We start from the raw sequence: 19123 nt of genomic DNA, 5'->3' as shown, positions 1-19123 counted from the left end.
AACCTCCGGCAGGGTAAAAAATTGGCTTCGTACAATATGCTAACATCATTAACCCGATTTCGCCGGTGCAATTTAGGTAAAGCATGGATCTGTTTTCGTTACAACGTCAGCTCGGTGGCCTCACTGAATATCCGCTGGAGCAATGGCAGCCGGCGTTTTGTGGCCCTGTGCCCATCCGGATTGACCGCGACGGCAGCTGGTATTTTCACGGCAGCCCTATTCAGCGGCCCGAGTTAGTGCGGTTGTTTGCGGCTGTGCTGAGTTGCGTTGATGGACGATATTTGCTGACGACGCCGGCCGAGCAGGTACAGATTGAGGTCGACGATGCGCCTTTTGTGTTGGTGGAAGCGGTATGGCTCGATGATGGTCGTTTGCAGCTGACCACCAACCTGCAGCAGAGTTTTATCGCCGGGCCGGATTTTCCGTTGTTGCTGCAGCCGGAAGCCGGCAGCGGCCAGTTGTTACCTTATCTGCAGTTAAAACGCGGTTTACGCGCCAAATTCAGCCGGACTTTGTATTACCAGCTGGCCGAACAGGCGCAGGAGCAAATCGTGGCCGGCGAGCGTCACTATATGTTGTATAGCGGCGACTATTGCTGCCGGCTTGGCTGACGTTTTTTAGCGACAAGGCCGGTTAAATCACTTTCGAATAACTCTGCTGTTGCGCCACTAAATAGGCGTCAAAAGCCGCTGCAATGATCCGCACCCAAGGCCGGCCGCGCTCTGTCACTGCCAGTTTATCGCCGTGCCAACGCACCAGGTCGTCGTCGAGGCATGGCTGCAGCTGTGCCAGTGATGTCGCAAAATATTGGTGGAAGTCAATCTGCCATTGCTGCGCCAGTGCTTTGGTATCCAGCACGAAATTGCACATGATGCGGGCGATTAAGTCAGCGCGGATTTGGTCGTCGCGGCTTAAGGTCAGGCCTTTATCAATGGCGAGCACCTGCTGTTGTTCCAGCGTCTGATAATAGTGCTTCAGCTCTTTATGTTGTTGCCAGATCAAATTACCCACCTGACTGATGGCTGAAACACCAAGGCCCAGTAACGTATCACAGGCATCGACACTGTAACCCTGAAAATTGCGGGTCAGCCGTTGGGCTTGCTGTGCCTGGCAAAGTGGGTCTGTGGCTTTGGCAAAATGGTCCATGCCAATGGCAACAAAACCGGCCTGTTGCAGTGTTTCCAGCGCCAGCGCCAGCAGCGCGAGTTTTTCGCTGGCACCCGGTAAAGCCGCATCGGGGATTTTGCGCTGGGCGGCGAAACGTTCCGGCAGATGCGCGTAGCTGAACAACGAAATCCGGTCTGGATCGAGGCTGATGACCTGCGCCAATGTCTGACTGAAGCTCGCCACGGCCTGATGCGGCAATCCGTAGACTAAATCCAGATTCACTGAGCGAAAATTTAACTCCCGCGCTGCTTTGACCAGCGTTTCCACCATGCTGTAAGGCTGAATACGGTTAATTGCCTGCTGCACCTGCAGGTCAAAATCCTGCACACCAAAACTGACGCGGCTAAAACCCAGCTCGCGTAACAACCGCAGTTTTTCGATATCACAACTGCGCGGGTCAATTTCGATACTGAGTTCAGCGTCCGGCAGAAACTGAAAATGCTGCTGCAGCAGCTGCATCAGCCGGCGCAGCTGGGGTTCATCCAGATAAGTTGGCGTGCCGCCACCAAAATGCAGCTGGTGCACTTGTTTTGCTGCACAGGCGTCTTGGTACAACGCCATTTCGGTCGCGAGTGCGTCGAGGTAACGGTCGGCTTTGCTCTGGTCACGGCTGATGACTTTGTTACAACCGCAGTAATAACAAAGTTCACGGCAAAACGGCACATGTAAGTAAAGGCTGAGCGCAGGCCCGGTGTCGTGCAGTGCATGTAAAGCGCGTTCTGGCGCAAAACCGCTGCGCAGCAACAACGCGGTCGGGTAAGAGGTATAACGGGGGCCTTTGACGTTATATTTTTTAATCAGGGCTTCGTCCCAAAATGTCGTCATCATATCGCATCTGCCACAGCGGAAATGGCGTCAGTATAAAGACTGTGTTGAAGTGCATATTGATCCAACACAACAGATTGGACTTTCAATAAGAGGCTAAGCCTCATAACCCGGGAACAACAATGAACAAAATTACCACTGCGATGCTGCTGACCGGTTTGTTACCGCTGGCCGGTCAGGCGGCCACTTTGATCCACGCCGGTACCGTAATCACCGCCGAAGGCGAACAAATCCTGCAAAAACAAACGCTGGTGATTGAAAACGACCAGATCAAAGCTATTGAAGCCGGTTTTCGTCAGCCTTCGTCAACGGACACCCTGATTGACTTATCCAAGCAAACAGTACTGCCGGGCCTGATGGATATGCATACGCATTTTTCCTACCAGAGCAGCCCGGGCGCCTATAGCGAAGGTTTCACGATGAATGAAGCCGACGTGGCCCTGCGCGGGGCCACTTATGCCGAAAAAACGCTGCTGGCTGGTTTTACTACAGTGCGGGAATTGGGTGACAGCCATCTGATCAGCACGGCGCTGCGCAAAGCCATCAACGCCGGTTACACCAAAGGTCCGCGTATTTTCACGGCGGGTAAATCTATTGCGACTACCGGCGGTCATGCCGACCCGACCAATGGCGTGGCTTATCTGCGGATGGGTGACCCGGGGCCGGATGATGGTGTCATTAATGGCCCGGATGATGCGCGTAAAGCCGTGCGGCAGCGTTATAAAGAAGGTGCCGACCTGATTAAAATCACTGCCACCGGTGGTGTACTCAGCGTCGCCAAAAGTGGCATGAACGCGCAGTTCAGCGACGAAGAGCTGGCGGCTATCGTCAGTACCGCTAAGGACTATGGCTTTACTATTGCCGTGCATGCGCACGGTAAAGAAGGTATGGAGCGCGCCATTAAAGCCGGTGTTACCTCGATTGAGCACGGCACTTTTATGGACGACAACACCATCAAGCTGATGAAACAGCATGGGACTTATTTTGTGCCGACCATCAGTGCTGGTAAGTTTGTCGCGGAAAAAGCCAAAGAGCCGGGTTATTTCCCGGAAATGGTGCGGTTAAAAGCTGCGACTATCGGGCCTTTAATTCAGGCTACTTTTACCAAAGCGCAAAAAGCCGGGGTGAAAATCGCCTTTGGTACTGATGCCGGCGTTGGTATGCATGGCGACAACTGGCGTGAATTTGTTTATATGACTGAAGGCGGCATGTCCGCGCATCAGGCGATTTTAAGTGCGACCATTGAAGCGGCGAAACTGCTGCAGATGGAGCAAAGTCTGGGCAGTCTGAAAGCCGGCAAAATCGCCGATGTCGTTGCGGTCCCTGGCAACCCGCTGCAGGATATCAGTGTGATGGGTAAAGTCAGTTTTGTTATGAAGGCCGGTAAGGTTTATAAGCAGTAAAAGATGAGAACCAAAAAGCCGCAGTGATGCGGCTTTTTGTTTTAGTGGACTGGCTTTAGAATTTCCAACAGCTGGCGGATATCTTGTTTGATCGAAGCGGCCAGCTGAATTTCGGTTTGCTGGCGGATATGATCTAAATGGCGCAGCTCTTTTTTGTCCAGCGCTTTGCGGGCTTCGTGTGTGGGCATGGCTTTTACACAGTCATACATCGCAAACAAACCGGGATACCGGCAGGCTTGTGCCAGTTCAGGTTGCAGGTTTTCCAGCAACACCCAGATGCGCAGACCGGCTTCTGACAGCTCACACTGGTCTTCCAGCGTGGCCTGACCAATTAACACAATACTATCCAGCAGATACTGCTGATGTTCGGCCTGTTTGCGTTGCTGCTCGGCCTGTGCCTGTTGCTGCTGCAGTTTTTGCTTTTGCAGTTGCGACAATAAGCGGCCCAGATAAAAAGCCAAAGCGCAGACAATCAACAGACCCAGCGCCAGCAATCCCCACCAAATCGTCATGAAGTTATTCGCCTAATAAGTCTTTACGCCAGTCGGTACGTTCGAATTGTGCCAATGGATCTAACTCTTCATCATGCTGTTCGGTCTCGTCCGACACTTCGGCATCATCGAGGCCCAACAAGGTCAGTAATTCCGCATGACGGGCGGTTTTGCTGTTGAAATATTTTGCATCTTTGCCAGTCAGAATTTCGCCGTTTTCGACGCGTTCAACCAGAGCCAGCAGTTTTTCATCCTGCTCCAGCGCGGCGAGTTCCTGCTCCGGCGCTAATGGGGCGATTTTGACTTTAGCCAGCTGTGCTTTAGGTTTGAAATCGGCCATTTGTTGCAGCAGTTGCTGCTCAGTCTCATTGCCATGCAGAGCGATAGGCTTTTTGCTGCCATGGCGCGGGTCTTTATTGGCCTGACCGCTATGCTGCGGTTTTTCCTGCTGTGGTGCGTTGCGGCTGCCGGATTTTAAACCAGCACCTTTTTTCTTGGTCTCGACCGGACGCTCGCGCGTTTGCCGTGCTTCGGCTGCGGGTTTGTGGCGGCTGCCGATTGGGCCTGTTGTGCGGGACTTTTTGATGCGTGTCATGGTCTGTACCTGTAGAAAAGGGCGCGTATTTTAACCAGATTTTGCCAGAAAGCCCAAGGCTTTCTCCGCAACAGTCGATTGAAGTGCGCAATGGAGCGCGCAGAAAAACAAAACGGCGATAACCTGAAGCTATCGCCGTCTGAAAGTTTGTGCAAGCAGCACTGAATTTTGTTATGTCATCCTAACTGTGGCAGACACCCTGTCTGAGCAGTTTCCGTATATTGTTGCGTCGCTTCCGTGCAGAAATTGTTATTCGCGATCGTCCTAATACTTTTTTCGTCTTCCGTGGAGCTTGCGTTAAAAACGCCGACACCAGTGATGATGTCATTTCAAATGTACTAAAGCACTGCTGCTTTCCATGCAAAACTTCCGTTTTGTCGAGTTGTTACTAAAAGTAACGGGGTTTAATTTACTCTGATTGGCCGGAATGGCAATACTGTGATTAAAAAAAAATCAGAAAAAAAATGAACCAAAAATTAATGTCAAATAAATTCAGTTATTTGTTCGGCTAAATACGACCAACTGTCGGTTATTTCTGATTTGTTTTGGGTTTATTTCTCACGCAGTTTGTGAGACATATCTCACAAATTCAGATGGTAGAAAATAAAAAAACCGGAGCGGACTCCGGTTTTTTCCTGATGCTGACTGGGATTAGTGTAAGCCACCCAGATATTTTGACAGCACTTCGATGTCTTTATCGGTCAGTTTGTGCGCGGTGTCGCGCATCATACCGTTCAGGTCATTGGCGCGAGTGCCGGCGCGGAAGGCTTCCAGCTGCGTTTTGATATAAGCGGCGTGCTGGAACGAAATTTTCGGGAAACCTGCCAGGCTGTGACCAACACCACGTGGACCGTGGCAGGCAATACAGGCTGGAATGCCACGTTGCATATCACCGGCGCGGAATAATTTCTGACCGGCTTCCACCACATCTTCCGGTGTAGTGCCAGATTTCATCGTTTGGCTGGAGAAATAAACTGCCAGATCTTTCATGTCCTGATCAGACAATGCTGCAACCATCCCGGCCATCACCGCATTGCTACGGCCTTCTTTACCGCCTGTTGCGGCGCCTTGTTTGAAGTCTTTTAACTGTTTATAGATATAACCGGCGTGTTGGCCAGCGATCTTTGGATACATATCGGTCGGGCTGTTACCATCTGGTCCGTGGCAGGCGGCACAGGTGGCAGATTTCGCTTTACCTGCTTCAGCATTGCCCTCAACCGCAGCTGCCTGACCGGCCAGCCCTAATAAAAGCATGAATGGAATTGCAATTTTTCTCATGTTTAATTGTCTCTGTTCTGCGTGACCCTGCCCAACTTGCAACAGGCTTAGAAGATAATAACCCTATTTTTTATGCCTATTTTACACGAAACCTGCTGATAGAAAATCCCAATACTTATGCAGATTATTGATTTCCGCTAAACTATAGCCAAATTTGAGTCCGGAGTATGACGTGTACAAAGCAATATTTAACTACCAGCAAACGAGATTTCTGACCAGCGCCCCCGATATCCGGGCTTTGCCGGATGATTCTGGCATTGAAGTGGCGTTCGCCGGACGCTCTAATGCCGGCAAGTCCAGTGCACTAAATACGCTGACCCGGCAAAATAGTTTAGCCCGCACTAGTAAAACGCCGGGCCGCACCCAGCTGATCAACACCTTCCACCTTGCGGAAAATAAAAGACTGATCGATTTACCAGGCTATGGTTTTGCCAAAGTGCCGCTGGAAGTCAAAGAAAAGTGGCAGAAGTCGCTCAGTGAATATCTGATGAAGCGGCAGAGCCTGAAAGGCATCGTGGTGCTGATGGATATCCGCCATCCACTGAAAGATTTGGATCAGCAATTGGTGCATTGGGCGGTTCAATCCGGCTTGTCTGTGCTTATTTTGCTGACCAAGGCGGATAAACTAAGCCCGGGCCCGCGTAAAAAGACTGTGCTGGAAGTGCGCGAAGCATCTTTGGCCTTTATGGGGGATGTGACTGTCGAAGCATTCAGCTCATTAAACAAAATTGGGCTGGCTGAGCTGGAGCAAGTGCTGGATCGTTGGTTTAGCGGCGAAACTAATCCGGCAATTGACGCCGAATAAACGCAAACAACTGAGTTGCGGCGGGGTCTGGTTGCGTTGACCAGATCCTGAGTCCACTTTTTCACCCCGTTCAAAATCCATTCACTGATACACAGTGTTGTCTTCTTTGCTGTCAGCGGTGCCCCAAAAAGAAAAAACCGGCAGTTCAGAGAACTGCCGGCATAGCAAACGGGGAGAAGCTATTCAATAAATTTCAAATCAACAGGGTGTCTTACGAAGAAGACAGGGCCATTATACAGCAATTTTTGATTGTTTGAAGTATTTGCTCTAAAAAATCTAATTAATTTTCAGAAAAAGACAAAAAAAAACGCCCCACTGCAAGCAGTGGGGCGGCTAAATAAGCCTACTTTCTATGTAGAATCAACGACTAACGTCTGAAACTACTGAAAGATAGAACATCTTACCTCTGTACCCTACGTTTTCGATTCTACGCATCGCGGATTAAAAAGCAAGCTGTTTCCGTAATAAAACTACAATTTTTGTTCTTTTTTTCGCCTTGATGATTAATTTCGTAATAAAACAACCTTTTACCGTAAAAATGCCTGAGTGGCGCAACAGTTTATGGTGAAAATCTGGCTGAACGCGGCAGAACTGGCAGTGCAGGTGGTAGTCTTTGCGATTGTGACACAATGAAAAAAGGTAAAAAAAACCCCGGCAAATTGCCAGGGTTAAATGGGTGTCGTACCAGGAACGGGACATGTTCACAGTTACTCTGAGTCATCATCCCGTGGAAAGTTCAGCAGCTCTCTGAAATATTTCATAAATTCCACTACCTGCGGCCATTCTGCTTATCGCTGTTGCCGCTTTTTTAAACGTTATGGTGCACTAATGCGCCTGATCCCAGTTATCACCGGAGCCTGCTTCAACCAGCAGTGGCACGTCCAGTTGCACAGCATCTTGCATCAGCTGCACCAGCGCGGCTTGATGTCGGGCCAATTCGGTTTCGCTGACTTCAAATACCAATTCATCGTGCACCTGCATAATCATCAGGATCCCGGCCGGATCCTGTTGTTGCAGGTAAGTGTCGACGCTGAGCATGGCGCGTTTGATAATATCTGCTGCGGTGCCCTGCATCGGCGCGTTAATGGCGGCGCGCTCAGCGCCCTTGCGCCGCCCCATGTTTTTACTCTGGATCTCCGGCAAATAGAGCCTGCGGCCAAACAACGTCTCTACATAGCCCAGTTCATGCGCCTGCTGCCGTGTCCGCTCCATGTAGGCGAGCACGCCGGGGAAACGGGCAAAATAGGTATCAACATAATGTTGCGCTTCACCGCGGCTGATATCGAGCTGTTGCGCCAGACCAAAGGCTGACATGCCGTAAATCAGACCAAAGTTGACCGCTTTGGCACGTCGGCGTTGTTCGCTGCTGACTTCCGCCAGCGGCACGCCAAACACTTCTGCCGCAGTCGCACGGTGGATATCGCGGCCTTGCGCGAACGCATCCAACAGCGCTTTGTCCTGCGACAAATGAGCCATGATCCTGAGTTCAATTTGCGAGTAATCCAGCGCGAGGATTTTTTTGCCGGCCGGTGCAATAAACGCCTGCCGAATGCGCCGCCCTTCTTCGGTGCGAATGGGAATATTCTGTAAATTCGGCTCGGTCGAACTTAAACGCCCGGTCGCTGCAACCGCCTGGTGATAAGAGGTATGTACCCGGCCGGTGTGCGGGTTGATGCTTTGCGGTAACTTATCGGTGTAAGTCGATTTGAGCTTGGTCAGGCTACGGTGCTCAATGATCACTCGGGGCAATTCATATTGTTGCGCCAGCTCTACCAACACATCTTCAGCGGTCGATGGCACGCCGGTCGGCGTTTTTTTCAGCACTGGCAGTTTTTGTTCATCGAACAAAATTTCCTGCAGCTGTTTAGGTGATGACAGATTAAACACTTTACCGGCAACCTGATGTGCCTGCGTCTCCAGCTCGCTGATGCGCCCGGCCAGATATTCGCTTTGTTTACCGAGCAGTGCCGCATCGATCAATACGCCGTTGCGCTCCAAACGCGATAACACGCTTAGCAGCGGCATTTCAATATCACGGAACACTTGTGCCGGCCCCGTTGCCTGTTGTAGCTGCGGCCACATCGCCAGATGCAGTTGCAAAGTCACATCGGCATCTTCTGCCGCATATTCGGCGGCTTTTTCCAGCTCAATCTGATTAAACGTCAGTTGTTTACTGCCTTTACCGGCGATGTCTTCAAAGGCGATCGGCTGATGCTGCAGATGGCGCTCGGACAAACTGTCCATATCATGCCGTCCGGCCACACTATTCAGGGTGTAGGATTCCAGCATCGTATCAAAGGCAATGCCGTTTAACTCGATGTCATACCGGGCCAGTACACTTTTATCGTATTTGAGGTTTTGCCCGACTTTGGCTGACTGGCTATCTTCCAGCCAGGGCTTTAATGCGCTCAACACTTGCTGGAGCGGCAGTTGCTCGGGCGCGCCCAGATAATCATGGCCGACCGGCAAATACCAGGCTTGACCCGGCGCGATAGCAAATGACATGCCGACCAGTTCAGCCTGCATATAATCCAGGCTGGTGGTTTCGGTATCAAAGGCAACCAGTGTGGCTTGTTGCAGTATGCTCAGCAGTTGTTGGAAATCAGCCTCAGTCAATACCGTTTGATATTGACTGCGGTCAAGCGCTGAAGCTGGTACCGCCGCATCGTCCGGTGCTGGATTGGCCTCAGGCTGTGCTGATGGTGGCTCTGCGGTTGTGTCCACAGCGCTATGTTTTTGTTGTGTCAGGACTTCGCTGTGCCAGCGTTTAAATTCACACAAAGCAAAGAGTTCGGCCAATTTAGGCAGCGTCGCCGGTTGGATTTGTAACTGGTGAAAGGCCTGCGGCAAATCGACATCAATTTTGATGGTAGCCAGCTGATAGGACAGTTCGAGCTGGTCACGATGCTCCCGCAGTTTGTCGGCAATGGTTTTACTGCCGCGGAAATTCAGTGCAGCAATATCGTCCAGTCGCTGGTACAGTTCGGCAATACTGCCAATACCCTGCAACAACGCCTGCGCGGTTTTTTCGCCAACGCCGGGTAAGCCCGGGATATTGTCGGCTTTGTCGCCCATCAGGGCGAGAAAATCGATAATGAGTTCGGGTCCGACGCCAAATTTTTCCTTCACCCCTTCCGGGTCCAGGATGGTATCCGTCATGGTGTTGATCAAGGTGACATGGGCATTGACCAGCTGTGCCATGTCTTTATCGCCGGTTGAAATTAATACATGGCGGCCTTCTGCGCTGGCCGACGCGGCCAGCGTGCCGATGACATCGTCCGCTTCTACACCTGATACACATAACAGCGGCAGACCCATCGCCTGAATAATTTGATGCAACGGCTCAATCTGACTACGCAAATCATCCGGCATCGGCGGCCGGTGCGCTTTATATTCCGCATACATTTCATTGCGGAAAGTTGGGCCTTTGGCGTCAAACACCACGGCCATTTCAGTCGGGTTGTATTGGCGCAACAGGCTTTTCAGCATGTTGACCACGCCATAAATAGCGCCTGTGGCTTCACCCCGTGAGTTAGTCAGGTGTGGTGGCGAATGATAAGCGCGAAATAAATAAGAAGAACCATCAACCAGGATCAGGGGATCAGCAGGGATCTGCGGCATAGCAGGAGCTCCGGAGAAATTTTAGCAAGAATGCCACAAGCGCAGGCAGACAACCAGAGATACAGGTTGGTCCGAGCTGTGGATATCTTGTTAATATGTCTGTGAAGAAATTTTTTGCGCACGTAAGCGAACCGTCGATAAAAAACGACAGTTTGAAGCTAAGGTGATGTTTATTAAGAAAAAACGAAGGGGGAAACCGCCAGGCCCTTGTTATTATTCTTTACTTCCTGTGTGTGGAAAACAGTTTTTCCACGCCATTGGCTGTTGAATACGGTGTATCGAAATTTGCGACACAAACCAGACAACGGGAAAACAGACTACCACAACCACAGCGAATGCAAAGCAGAAAAAACAAAAATAATTCGCTTGATCCGCAGTGCAAATTTCGATGTGTTCGATTAGGGATCCACCTCGATCCACGGAAAGATCCGCTTTTTTGTTTAAGATCACGATGATGCGACAGATGTTCGATCGCAGGGCTTTCACAATTTGCTGGCGCGACGCTATAATGCCCTGAATTTTGTAAGGCATTTAATCCCCGGGGACCCCGACCAATGAAAAAAATCACTGTTGCTGTGGCCATGCTGAGTTTTGCAGTGCTGGCGCAAACACCGGCTGAAGACAAAAGCCTGGAAGAGTTAAAAGCGCGCATCGCCCCAGTCGGGCAGGTTTATCTGGCAGGTTCTGAGCCTGTGGCGGCAAAACCAACGGGTCCTCGTACCGGTGAGCAGGTTTATCAGGGCGCTTGTTTTGCTTGTCACGCGACCGGCGCACTGGATGCACCGAAGAAAGGTGATGCCGCAGCCTGGAAACCGCGTTTAGCACAAGGTTTGGAAACGCTGCACAAGCATGCAATTGAAGGGATCCGTTCCATGCCACCACGCGGTACCTGTGGTGATTGTTCTGATGATGATATCTTAAATGCCATTAAGTTTATGACTGACGGCATCTAAGCTGTGGTGTTGATAAATGGGCTGCCCGCGGGCGGCCTTTTTTATTGTTGCTATCACGCCGTTGTCATCTATTTACCGCAGATTGCGTCGCAATCCACTTCGAGCTGCTTGCAATCGGTTTACTGAAAACCATGTTATTGCCAACATGTCGTCAACAATAACTAAAACGTCTAAAAATCCAGCCGTAAAATGCCCGGCCGCTCTTTCCTCTGTTTAATCTTTGTGCATAATAGGACCGGTTCTGTATAAAGATCCGACCACCGGGTCAATAACGAAAATAAGAGCGTCCGTTGAAGGAATTAACTGCACACGCCACGAACCGGCAGCAATCCGGCCAAATTCGTCGCCTGACATCATTACTGAAAAAGTATCAGCTCGCTTACGCTGTGCAGCAGGCGTTGCTGAAGCTGTCAGAGCTGGCCAGCACGTTGACGGACATGGCGCAGTTTTATCCGCAAATCCACCAGCTGGTTAACCAGCACCTTGCCGCTGACAACTTCTTTGTGGTGTTACTTGACCCACCGACAGGCCGTTTCCAGCTTGAATATTATGCCGATGAAAAAGATTGTCTGGATGACTCAGATCTGGATCCGGCCGATTTTGCCCGGGGCATGACTGGTTATGTCTGTCGTACCGGCCAGCCGTTATTGTGTGACGCAGCAAAATTCCGTCAATTGATTGCTGCCGGCGACATTGAAGCGCAGGGCACTCCAAGTCATCACTGGTTAGGGGTACCACTGCGCCGGGGTCAGCTGGTTATTGGCGTGATGGCGGTACAGCTTTACGAAGAAGGTCGTTTATACACGCAGCACGATGTCGATTTACTCACTGAAATCGCGGTGCATACCGTGACCGCGATTGACCGGGTGAAAAGCCGTGAATTGCTGGAACAAACGGTCCGCGAACGTACCCGTCAGCTGCAAAATACTAATCAGTCGCTGCAGCGCGAAATACGTGAACGCAGCAATGCCGAAAAACTACAGGCTGCGCTGTATAAAATCTCCGAGCTGACGGCCACCGAGCTTGATATGGCGGCGTTTTACCGTCAGGTGCATCAAATCCTCAGCAGCCTGATGCCAGCAGAAAACTGCTACATCGCTTTACTCGATGAAAGCGGCAAAACGCTGAGTTTCCCGTTTTACGTTGATCAATATTGTCCGCCAGCAACTGAACGGCCACTGCGCAAAGGCTTTACCGAATATGTGTTACGGGTGGGCGAAGCCCGGTTAATTAACAAAGAACTGTCAGATTTGTTAGTGACACAAGGCGAAGTGATCCGGCTGGTACAGGATAACGCCGGCAGTCCGTTGCCGCACTCCACCAGCTGGTTGGGCGCACCGTTGTTAATCGAGCAACAGGCGCTGGGAGTTATCGCCGTCCAGTCATATCATCAGGACTATATCTACGGTGATAACGAACTGAATATACTGCGTTTTGTCTCGCAACATATCGCCGTCGCTATTCAGCGCCGACTCAATTTCGAACAGCAAAAACTGCATCAGGAAGATTTAGAGCGGAAAATTTTTGAGCGTACCCGCGAATTACGTCAGACCAATTTGTTTTTGCGTCTGCAGGTTGAAGAACGGAAAAAAGCCGAAGAAAAGCTGTTTCATGAAGCCAACCATGATGCACTGACCGGTCTTGCTAACCGGCAGATGTTTATGCTGCAGCTGAAACAAAAATTTGCGCTGCGTAATCGCGAAGCCAACCTGAAGTTTGCGCTGTTATTTATCGATTTAGACCGCTTTAAACTGATCAATGACACCATGGGTCACCATGCTGGTGACGCTTTTCTGATAGAGATCAGCCAACGTCTGCTGCTGACGGTACGTGAACATGATTTAGTGGCGCGTCTTGGTGGTGACGAATTTGTGGTGCTGCTGACCCAGTTACAGCAGGACGCCGATGCTGAAGATGTGGCGGATCGGATCATCGAAGCGGTGCGTCAACCAATGGAATTGCAGGGCCAAAGCCTATATTCCGGCGCCTCGGTCGGTATCGCCCATTATGATGCCAGTTACGCTAATGCTGACGGTATGTTACGGGATGCGGACGCAGCGATGTATCAGGCCAAAGCGCTGGGCCGCAACCGCTTTGTGATTTTTACTGAATCTATGCGTCAGCAACTGTTGCAAGAATTGTCGCTGGAACAGGCGCTGCATCAGGCGGTGACTGAACAGCAGTTCTCGGTCGCCTACGATCCGATTATCTGCAGCGAAAAACATCATACGCTTGGTTACGCCGCGCGTATGCAATGGCAGCATCCACAGTTAGGCCTGCAACAGGATTTCTGTCAGCAGGCGGCGCAGGCAGGTGTGCTGCCGCAAATTGAATTACAGCTGCTGCAACAAATTCTGGATTTACTCAGTAGCCAGTCACAACCGGCGGTGATTTGCTTGCCGCTTTGTGTCCAGCACCTGACCCATCCACAGCATTTTGACCGCCTGTACAAACTGCTCAGCAGTAAACCGCAGCTGCTGCACCGCCTAAGCCTGGGTTTTGCCGAATTCGAGTTGATGAAACTCAGCAATACTGCACTCAGCTATCTGCATAACCTGAAACGGCTCGGCGTGCGGCTGACGCTGGAAAATTTTGGTGCCGAGATGATGCCGCTGGGCCTGCTGACCAGCTATCCATTTGATTTTGTTCGCTTAGAAGCCAGCTTCTGTCGCAGTTTACTGCGTCAGAACCAAAAACGTCAGCTGTTGGATTTGCTAATCACTTTGGCGCAAAACTACAAATTCCGCATCATTGCGGATGGCATTGATGAGCAGGCCGTGCGGGTTTTATTAGTTGAAGCCGGTTGTTGTTATCTGCAAGGTGAACTGGTGAAACAGTTACAACCGGCGGCCGAAGAATCAGTCTTTCTTCAGCAACTGGCGTAACCGGTCTAAGTGCGCGAGGCCGGTTTGCTGGCGCTGTTCTTCGGTTTTCACCGGCGCCGCTTTGGCCCATTCCAAATCATCTTGTGGTAATTCATCGAGAAAACGGCTCGGCTCCGGTTTGATCACTTCGCCATACTGCCGGCGTTCGCGGGCATAAGTAAAAATCAGTTCACGCTGCGCCCGGGTAATACCGACATACGCCAGCCGACGTTCTTCTTCGACATTGTCTTCGTCAATGCTGGTCTGATGCGGCAAAATGCCCTCTTCCATGCCGACCATAAAGACATAAGGAAATTCGAGGCCTTTGGAGGCGTGTAAGGTCAGCAGTTGCACCTGATCGGCGTCGTCCTGTTGTTCCTGCCGCTCCATCATGTCGCGCAGCGTTAATTTGGTCACGACTTCAGAGAGCGTCATCGGTTCATGCTCTTCGTCGCCCTTGAGCATTTCCGTGATCCAGCGGAACAGTTCGTTGACGTTTTTTAGTGCCATTTCAGCGGCTTTGGTGCTGGCGCTGGTTTCAAACAAATAGGCTTCGTATTGACTCTGCCGGATCAGATCCCGCACCGCTTCGGCCGGTTCTGCCCGCACCGCGTTGTCAGCCAGCGCGACAATCCAGTTGGCAAAATGCCGCACTGCCGCGAGACTTTTTGCTGATAGTTCGTCCGACAATTCCGGTGCGCAGCAGGCGTCAAATAAGCTGATATGCAGCTGATTGGCCAGACTACCGATTTTCTCCAGCGTCGCCGCGCCGATTTCGCGTTTGGGGGTATTGATGATGCGCAGCAGCGCGTTGTCGTCATCCTGATTCACCAGCAGGCGCAAGTAAGCCATGATGTCTTTGATTTCACTGCGCGAAAAAAACGAGGTGCCACCGGAAATTTTGTACGGAATACGGTTGGTCATCAGCGCCTTTTCAAACACCCGCGCCTGGTGGTTGCCGCGATATAAAATGGCATAGTCGCGGTATTGGCTGCGGTTTAAAAAGCGGTGCGAGATGATTTCGGCCACCACTTTTTCTGCTTCGTCTTCTTCGTTGCGGGTCGGCAGCACTTTAAGCGGTACACCATAACCCAGCTCACTGAACAGCGCTTTGTCATATTCATGTGGGTTGTTAGCGATCAGAATATTGGCCGCCTTCAGAATACGTTCGCAGGAGCGGTAATTCTGTTCCAGTTTAATCACCCGCAAATTGGGGAAATCTTTGCCAAGTAACACCAGATTTTGCGGTTTGGCGCCGCGCCAGGAATAAATCGACTGGTCGTCGTCACCAACCACAGTAAAACGCTGGCGCTCGCCGACCAGCCATTTCACCAGTTCGTACTGACTGGTGTTGGTGTCCTGATATTCGTCAACGAGTAAATAGTGGATTTTCTGCTGCCAGCGCGTGCGTACTTCGACATTGGAGGCAAACAACAACGTCGGCACCATGATGAGGTCATCAAAATCCAGCGCATTGTAGGCACGCAGTTGCTGGGCATACTGCGCATAAATGTTGGCAAAGCTGATGGACTGAGCGTCAGTGGCGCGCGCCAGTGCTTGCTGCGGCAGCATTAAGTCATTCTTCCAGCTGGAGATTTTGCTTTGCAGCGCGCGGAGTAAATCTTTGTCGCCGAGCAGTTCGTTTTCGGTCAGCTCTTTGAGCAGCGCCATGCTGTCCTGATCGTCAAACAAAGTGAAATTGGCTTTATAACCAATGGCTTTGTGTTCTTTTTTGATGATCTCAAGGCCCAGTGTGTGGAAGGTCGACACCGTCAGGCCACGTAATTTGGTCCGGTCGAGGGTATGCCCAATCCGCTCTTTCATTTCGCGGGCAGCTTTGTTGGTAAACGTCACCGCCGCGATATGCCGCGCCGGCATCTCGCACTCTTCAATCAGATAAGCAATTTTATTGGTGATCACCCGGGTTTTGCCTGAGCCAGCGCCAGCCAGTACCAGGCAAGGTCCGGCAATATATTTCACCGCGTCATTTTGTTGCGTATTCAGTTTCATCAGAGTTTTCAGTCACTAAAAGCCGGCTGGTCCGGTCAGGCGCCGCTTGCAGCAGGCAGAGGTCGCGCAGGTGGTCGCGCACCTTGTCGCCCACCTTGTCTCGCAATAGGGCGCTAGTGTAGCCCAAAGCAGACAGCACCAGAAGATCCGCCATTTTAATTCAGCGGCCCAACCTTGAAAAAATAGTCGCCAGCGCCAAATACAGTCCTTACACTTGAGGTTGAATCTCGACCTCCGACTGAGGACCCCGACATGTTAGATCCGAAAAAAATTGAAGATATCGCCCGCCAAATCGGTGCTTCTATCCCACCAAAATTCCGTGAAGTTGCCGATGATGTTGAAGCCAAAGTCAAAGCAGTGTTGCAGGCCAAACTGAGCGCGCTGGATTTTGTCTCGCGGGAAGAATTTGACGTGCAGCGCCAGGTGTTGCTGCGCACCCGCGAAAAACTCGAAGCGCTGGAACTGCAGGTCCAACAACTGCTGGCTGCGCAAGCCGCTGAAAAAACTGAATAAGGAGCTGTCGTGGACGATTTTGACCTGGATTTAGATCATTTGGATTTTGACGCTGCAGCCCAAAACAATGCAGCGAAACTGGCCGCAGCAGATGCCGCCGCAGCGGCCGCAGAAGCCTTACCGGATGAAGATGATTGCGCCGGTGGTGCCTGTAAAATCTGACACCGGCCTGCGCCATCAGCCAAGGCACAGTCGTCTGCCGGATATTTGCCTGCACTTCAGTGCTCTGATGGCTGTGCTGGCCGCATCATGCAATGCACTGGCGGCAGACTGGCAGCGCATTCATAGCCCGCAGCTGCAATATGACTTGCAGTATAAAGTGTTGCCAAGTCCGGGCTACCAGCCCGGCGCCCCGGTGCTGTATGCCACTGACGGTACCTGGTATGCCGACCAGGGCCAGTTACCGGCACTCATCAACCAGCTGCGTGCTGAAGGCAAGATCCGGCCTTTGTTGCTGGTCTTGGTGGATGCACGCGACCCGGCTGATTTATCCGTCAACCGGCGGCATCAGCAGTTTATGTGTAATCGGCAGTACGCGGCGTTTTTTCGCGACACTTTGCTACCTGCCGTACAACAGCAATATCAGCCATCGACAGCACGCACCGATCGGGTGATCCTTGGTCTGTCCTTTGGCGCCATTAATGCCGCCTGTTTTGGTCTGTTATTGCCCAATCAGTTTGGTAACCTCGCGATGCAATCGCCCGGCAATAAAGACCATCTTGCCGTTCTGACCAAACTTTATCAGCAGCAGCCGTTGTTGCCGCTGAAGATGTCGCTGTCTTTTGGCACTCTGAACGACAACCTTGGCGCCGGCCGTAAATTTCATCAGCTATTGCAGAAAAAGGGCTATGACGTCGCTTATCAGGAAGTACGTTTTGGCCATAACTGGCACAACTGGCAGCCACTGCTGGACGATGTGCTGCTGCATTTTTTCCCGCCGGCAAATACCTCAAACAATTAATCGTTTTTAGCGATTGCATATATTCATTTATATCATTTTTTAAATTCATATGGCGCCCCTAAGCTGATCAGGCAGGAAAGAGCTGACTCAGACAGAGGACAATCAAATGAACAAAAAAACAGTCGTCGCGTTAGCGGTGTTGGCGCACTTCACGGGCAGTTTTGCGGTACAGGCGCAAACGCTGACCAAAGACAACGGTGCCGCTGTTGGTGATAACCAAAACTCCATCACTGCAGGTCCAAATGGCAGCACCTTGCTGCAAGACGTGCATTTAATTCAGAAATTACAACGTTTTGCCCGTGAGCGTATTCCTGAACGGGTGGTACATGCCCGTGGCACCGGTGCACATGGTGAGTTTGTCGTAACTCAGGCCATCCCGGACTTAACCATCGCCAGTCTGTTTGCTGAATCAGGCAAAAAGACCCCGGTGTTTGTGCGCTTCTCGACCGTGATCCACGGCAATCACAGCCCGGAAACGCTGCGTGACCCACGCGGTTTTGCCACCAAGTTTTATACCGACCAAGGCAACTGGGACCTGGTTGGAAATAACCTGCCGGTATTTTTTATCCGCGATGCGATCAAGTTTCCAGACATGGTGCATTCGCTGAAGCCATCACCGATAAACAATATGCAGGACCCAAACCGGGTGTTTGATTTTATGTCACAAGATCCGGCATCCACCCACATGCTGACGCAGGTTTATTCCGACCTCGGTACCCCGGCCAGCTACCGGGAAATGGATGGTTTTGGTGTCCATGCTTTTAAGTTCATCAATGCCAAAGGCGAGACAACTTATGTGAAGTTCCACTGGAAATCGCAACAAGGTATTAAGAGTCTTGATGCTGAGCAGGTCGCCAAAGTACAAAGCATGGACTTTAACCATCTGACGCGGGATTTATACAAAGAAATCAATGCCGGCAATTTGCCGAAATGGGATTTGTATGTACAAACATTAAAGCCGGAACAGCTGGATGACTTTAGTTTTAACCCGCTGGACGCGACGAAAGTCTGGCCCGGTGTGGCTGAAGTGAAAGTCGGTACTATGACGCTGAACCGGATGCCGGATAACTTCTTCCAGGAAACCGAACAGTCGGCTTTTGCCCCAGCCAACTTAGTGCCGGGCATTGAACCGTCAGAAGATCGTCTGTTGCAGGGCCGGATTTTTAGCTACAGCGATACACAAATGTACCGCCTTGGTGCCAACCATCAACAATTGCCGATTAACCGCCCTCTGGTTGCTGTGAACAGCAACAATCAGGATGGTGCGATGAACTATGGCAACACCAAATCGAATGTGAACTACGAACCAAGCAGTATCGAGCCAAAACCAGCGCTGGCGGCCGCCCGGGCTGTGGCTACGCCACTGTCAGGCACAGTGCAGCAGCAAATTATCGCCAAAACTGACAACTTCAGTCAGGCCGGTGAGTTCTACCGCGCTTTGGATAAAACCGCCAAGCAGAATCTGGTGCGCAATCTGGCTGGTGATTTGGCAGCCGTCCAAGATAGCGCCACCAAACACAAGATGCTGGCACATTTTTATAAAGCGGATGCCGATTACGGCACTGCGCTGACTAAAGCGGTCAAAGGCGATATCAAGACTGTGAAAGCGGTGGCAGCAAAGCTTTAAGCGCCAAAGG

16 protein-coding genes are annotated in these 19123 nt (G+C 51.2%); 9 read left to right on the top strand and 7 right to left on the bottom strand.

Features of this window, described 5'->3' with window-relative positions:
- The first annotated feature begins 83 nt into the window (after positions 1-83).
- On the top strand, positions 84-611 hold the full coding sequence (locus ABNT34_RS10310) for a DUF1285 domain-containing protein (protein ID WP_348731293.1): 528 nt from the start codon (positions 84-86) through the stop codon (positions 609-611).
- A gap of 22 nt (positions 612-633) precedes the next feature.
- On the opposite strand, the gene hemN is transcribed toward ABNT34_RS10310, so the two are convergent.
- Complete coding sequence (hemN, locus tag ABNT34_RS10305) at positions 634-1995, bottom strand: oxygen-independent coproporphyrinogen III oxidase (protein WP_348731291.1); 1362 nt, start codon at positions 1993-1995, stop codon at positions 634-636.
- Between the two features lie 119 nt (positions 1996-2114).
- Here hemN and ABNT34_RS10300 point away from each other — a divergent pair, with 119 nt between their 5' ends.
- Positions 2115-3395 (top strand): amidohydrolase family protein, encoded by a 1281-nt coding sequence (locus ABNT34_RS10300; RefSeq protein WP_348731289.1) that lies wholly within the window; start codon positions 2115-2117, stop codon positions 3393-3395.
- Positions 3396-3436: 41 nt separating this feature from the next.
- Here ABNT34_RS10300 and ABNT34_RS10295 read toward each other — a convergent pair whose 3' ends face one another.
- The 3 genes from ABNT34_RS10295 to ABNT34_RS10285 all read right to left on the bottom strand — a co-directional run bounded on the left by ABNT34_RS10295 (position 3437) and on the right by ABNT34_RS10285 (position 5759).
- Positions 3437-3907 carry a DUF2489 domain-containing protein gene (locus ABNT34_RS10295; protein WP_348731287.1) on the bottom strand — a complete coding sequence of 157 codons (471 nt, stop codon included), beginning with the start codon at positions 3905-3907 and terminating at the stop codon, positions 3437-3439.
- A 4-nt stretch (positions 3908-3911) separates the two neighbouring features.
- Positions 3912-4481, bottom strand: coding sequence for a Der GTPase-activating protein YihI (yihI, locus tag ABNT34_RS10290; RefSeq protein ID WP_348731285.1), 570 nt, complete (start codon positions 4479-4481; stop codon positions 3912-3914).
- A 651-nt stretch (positions 4482-5132) separates the two neighbouring features.
- Positions 5133-5759 carry a c-type cytochrome gene (locus ABNT34_RS10285; RefSeq protein ID WP_348731283.1) on the bottom strand — a complete coding sequence of 209 codons (627 nt, stop codon included), beginning with the start codon at positions 5757-5759 and terminating at the stop codon, positions 5133-5135.
- Positions 5760-5931: 172 nt separating this feature from the next.
- On the opposite strand from ABNT34_RS10285, the gene yihA reads away from it, so the two are divergent.
- Entirely contained in the window at positions 5932-6564 is a 633-nt protein-coding gene (gene yihA, locus ABNT34_RS10280; protein WP_348731281.1) for a ribosome biogenesis GTP-binding protein YihA/YsxC, read from the top strand.
- Positions 6565-7389: 825 nt separating this feature from the next.
- Here the strand turns inward: yihA and polA are convergent.
- Positions 7390-10185, bottom strand: coding sequence for a DNA polymerase I (polA, locus tag ABNT34_RS10275; protein ID WP_348731279.1), 2796 nt, complete (start codon positions 10183-10185; stop codon positions 7390-7392).
- A gap of 554 nt (positions 10186-10739) precedes the next feature.
- Here polA and ABNT34_RS10270 point away from each other — a divergent pair.
- Both ABNT34_RS10270 and ABNT34_RS10265 read left to right on the top strand, forming a co-directional pair.
- The gene (locus ABNT34_RS10270; protein ID WP_348731277.1) at positions 10740-11138 is read left to right on the top strand and encodes a cytochrome c5 family protein; all 399 of its coding nucleotides are present in this window, start codon (positions 10740-10742) and stop codon (positions 11136-11138) included.
- Positions 11139-11428: 290 nt separating this feature from the next.
- Entirely contained in the window at positions 11429-14023 is a 2595-nt protein-coding gene (locus tag ABNT34_RS10265; protein WP_348731275.1) for a diguanylate cyclase, read from the top strand.
- Here the strand turns inward: ABNT34_RS10265 and rep are convergent.
- Positions 13997-16012 carry a DNA helicase Rep gene (gene rep / locus ABNT34_RS10260; RefSeq protein ID WP_348731273.1) on the bottom strand — a complete coding sequence of 672 codons (2016 nt, stop codon included), beginning with the start codon at positions 16010-16012 and terminating at the stop codon, positions 13997-13999. The two genes, ABNT34_RS10265 and rep, sit on opposite strands and share 27 nt — an antisense overlap.
- Positions 15987-16166 (bottom strand): hypothetical protein, encoded by a 180-nt coding sequence (locus tag ABNT34_RS10255; RefSeq protein ID WP_348731271.1) that lies wholly within the window; start codon positions 16164-16166, stop codon positions 15987-15989. Before ABNT34_RS10255 ends, rep begins: the two co-directional genes overlap by 26 nt.
- Positions 16167-16264: 98 nt before the next feature.
- On the opposite strand from ABNT34_RS10255, the gene ABNT34_RS10250 reads away from it, so the two are divergent.
- The 4 genes from ABNT34_RS10250 (at position 16265) to ABNT34_RS10235 (ending at position 19113) form a co-directional block, all read left to right on the top strand.
- Entirely contained in the window at positions 16265-16525 is a 261-nt protein-coding gene (locus tag ABNT34_RS10250; RefSeq protein ID WP_348731270.1) for an accessory factor UbiK family protein, read from the top strand.
- A 9-nt stretch (positions 16526-16534) separates the two neighbouring features.
- Entirely contained in the window at positions 16535-16687 is a 153-nt protein-coding gene (locus ABNT34_RS10245; protein WP_157836230.1) for a hypothetical protein, read from the top strand.
- Positions 16650-17486: an alpha/beta hydrolase-fold protein gene (locus ABNT34_RS10240; RefSeq protein ID WP_348731267.1), complete on the top strand. Its 837-nt coding sequence runs from the start codon at positions 16650-16652 to the stop codon at positions 17484-17486. The genes ABNT34_RS10245 and ABNT34_RS10240 overlap by 38 nt, the downstream gene beginning before the upstream one ends.
- A gap of 106 nt (positions 17487-17592) precedes the next feature.
- Positions 17593-19113: a catalase gene (locus ABNT34_RS10235; RefSeq protein WP_348731265.1), complete on the top strand. Its 1521-nt coding sequence runs from the start codon at positions 17593-17595 to the stop codon at positions 19111-19113.
- Positions 19114-19123 lie beyond the last annotated feature (10 nt).

It is taken from the genome of Rheinheimera texasensis (assembly GCF_964031785.1).
GTDB classification, from domain to species: domain Bacteria; phylum Pseudomonadota; class Gammaproteobacteria; order Enterobacterales; family Alteromonadaceae; genus Pararheinheimera; species Pararheinheimera texasensis_A.
This window is presented reverse-complemented; position numbering and strand designations above follow the sequence as displayed.

What these genes read in the sequence shown, in the direction of transcription:
- ABNT34_RS10255 (WP_348731271.1), bottom strand. Translation starts at nt 16,166, where the DNA reads ATGGCGGATCTTCTGGTGCTGTCTGCTTTGGGCTACACTAGCGCCCTA.
- ABNT34_RS10295 (WP_348731287.1), bottom strand. Translation starts at nt 3,907, where the DNA reads ATGACGATTTGGTGGGGATTGCTGGCGCTGGGTCTGTTGATTGTCTGC.
- ABNT34_RS10270 (WP_348731277.1), top strand. Translation starts at nt 10,740, where the DNA reads ATGAAAAAAATCACTGTTGCTGTGGCCATGCTGAGTTTTGCAGTGCTG.
- rep (WP_348731273.1), bottom strand. Translation starts at nt 16,012, where the DNA reads ATGAAACTGAATACGCAACAAAATGACGCGGTGAAATATATTGCCGGA.
- ABNT34_RS10240 (WP_348731267.1), top strand. Translation starts at nt 16,650, where the DNA reads ATGAAGATGATTGCGCCGGTGGTGCCTGTAAAATCTGACACCGGCCTG.
- ABNT34_RS10250 (WP_348731270.1), top strand. Translation starts at nt 16,265, where the DNA reads ATGTTAGATCCGAAAAAAATTGAAGATATCGCCCGCCAAATCGGTGCT.
- ABNT34_RS10285 (WP_348731283.1), bottom strand. Translation starts at nt 5,759, where the DNA reads ATGAGAAAAATTGCAATTCCATTCATGCTTTTATTAGGGCTGGCCGGT.
- ABNT34_RS10310 (WP_348731293.1), top strand. Translation starts at nt 84, where the DNA reads ATGGATCTGTTTTCGTTACAACGTCAGCTCGGTGGCCTCACTGAATAT.
- ABNT34_RS10235 (WP_348731265.1), top strand. Translation starts at nt 17,593, where the DNA reads ATGAACAAAAAAACAGTCGTCGCGTTAGCGGTGTTGGCGCACTTCACG.
- ABNT34_RS10300 (WP_348731289.1), top strand. Translation starts at nt 2,115, where the DNA reads ATGAACAAAATTACCACTGCGATGCTGCTGACCGGTTTGTTACCGCTG.
- polA (WP_348731279.1), bottom strand. Translation starts at nt 10,185, where the DNA reads ATGCCGCAGATCCCTGCTGATCCCCTGATCCTGGTTGATGGTTCTTCT.
- hemN (WP_348731291.1), bottom strand. Translation starts at nt 1,995, where the DNA reads ATGATGACGACATTTTGGGACGAAGCCCTGATTAAAAAATATAACGTC.
- yihI (WP_348731285.1), bottom strand. Translation starts at nt 4,481, where the DNA reads ATGACACGCATCAAAAAGTCCCGCACAACAGGCCCAATCGGCAGCCGC.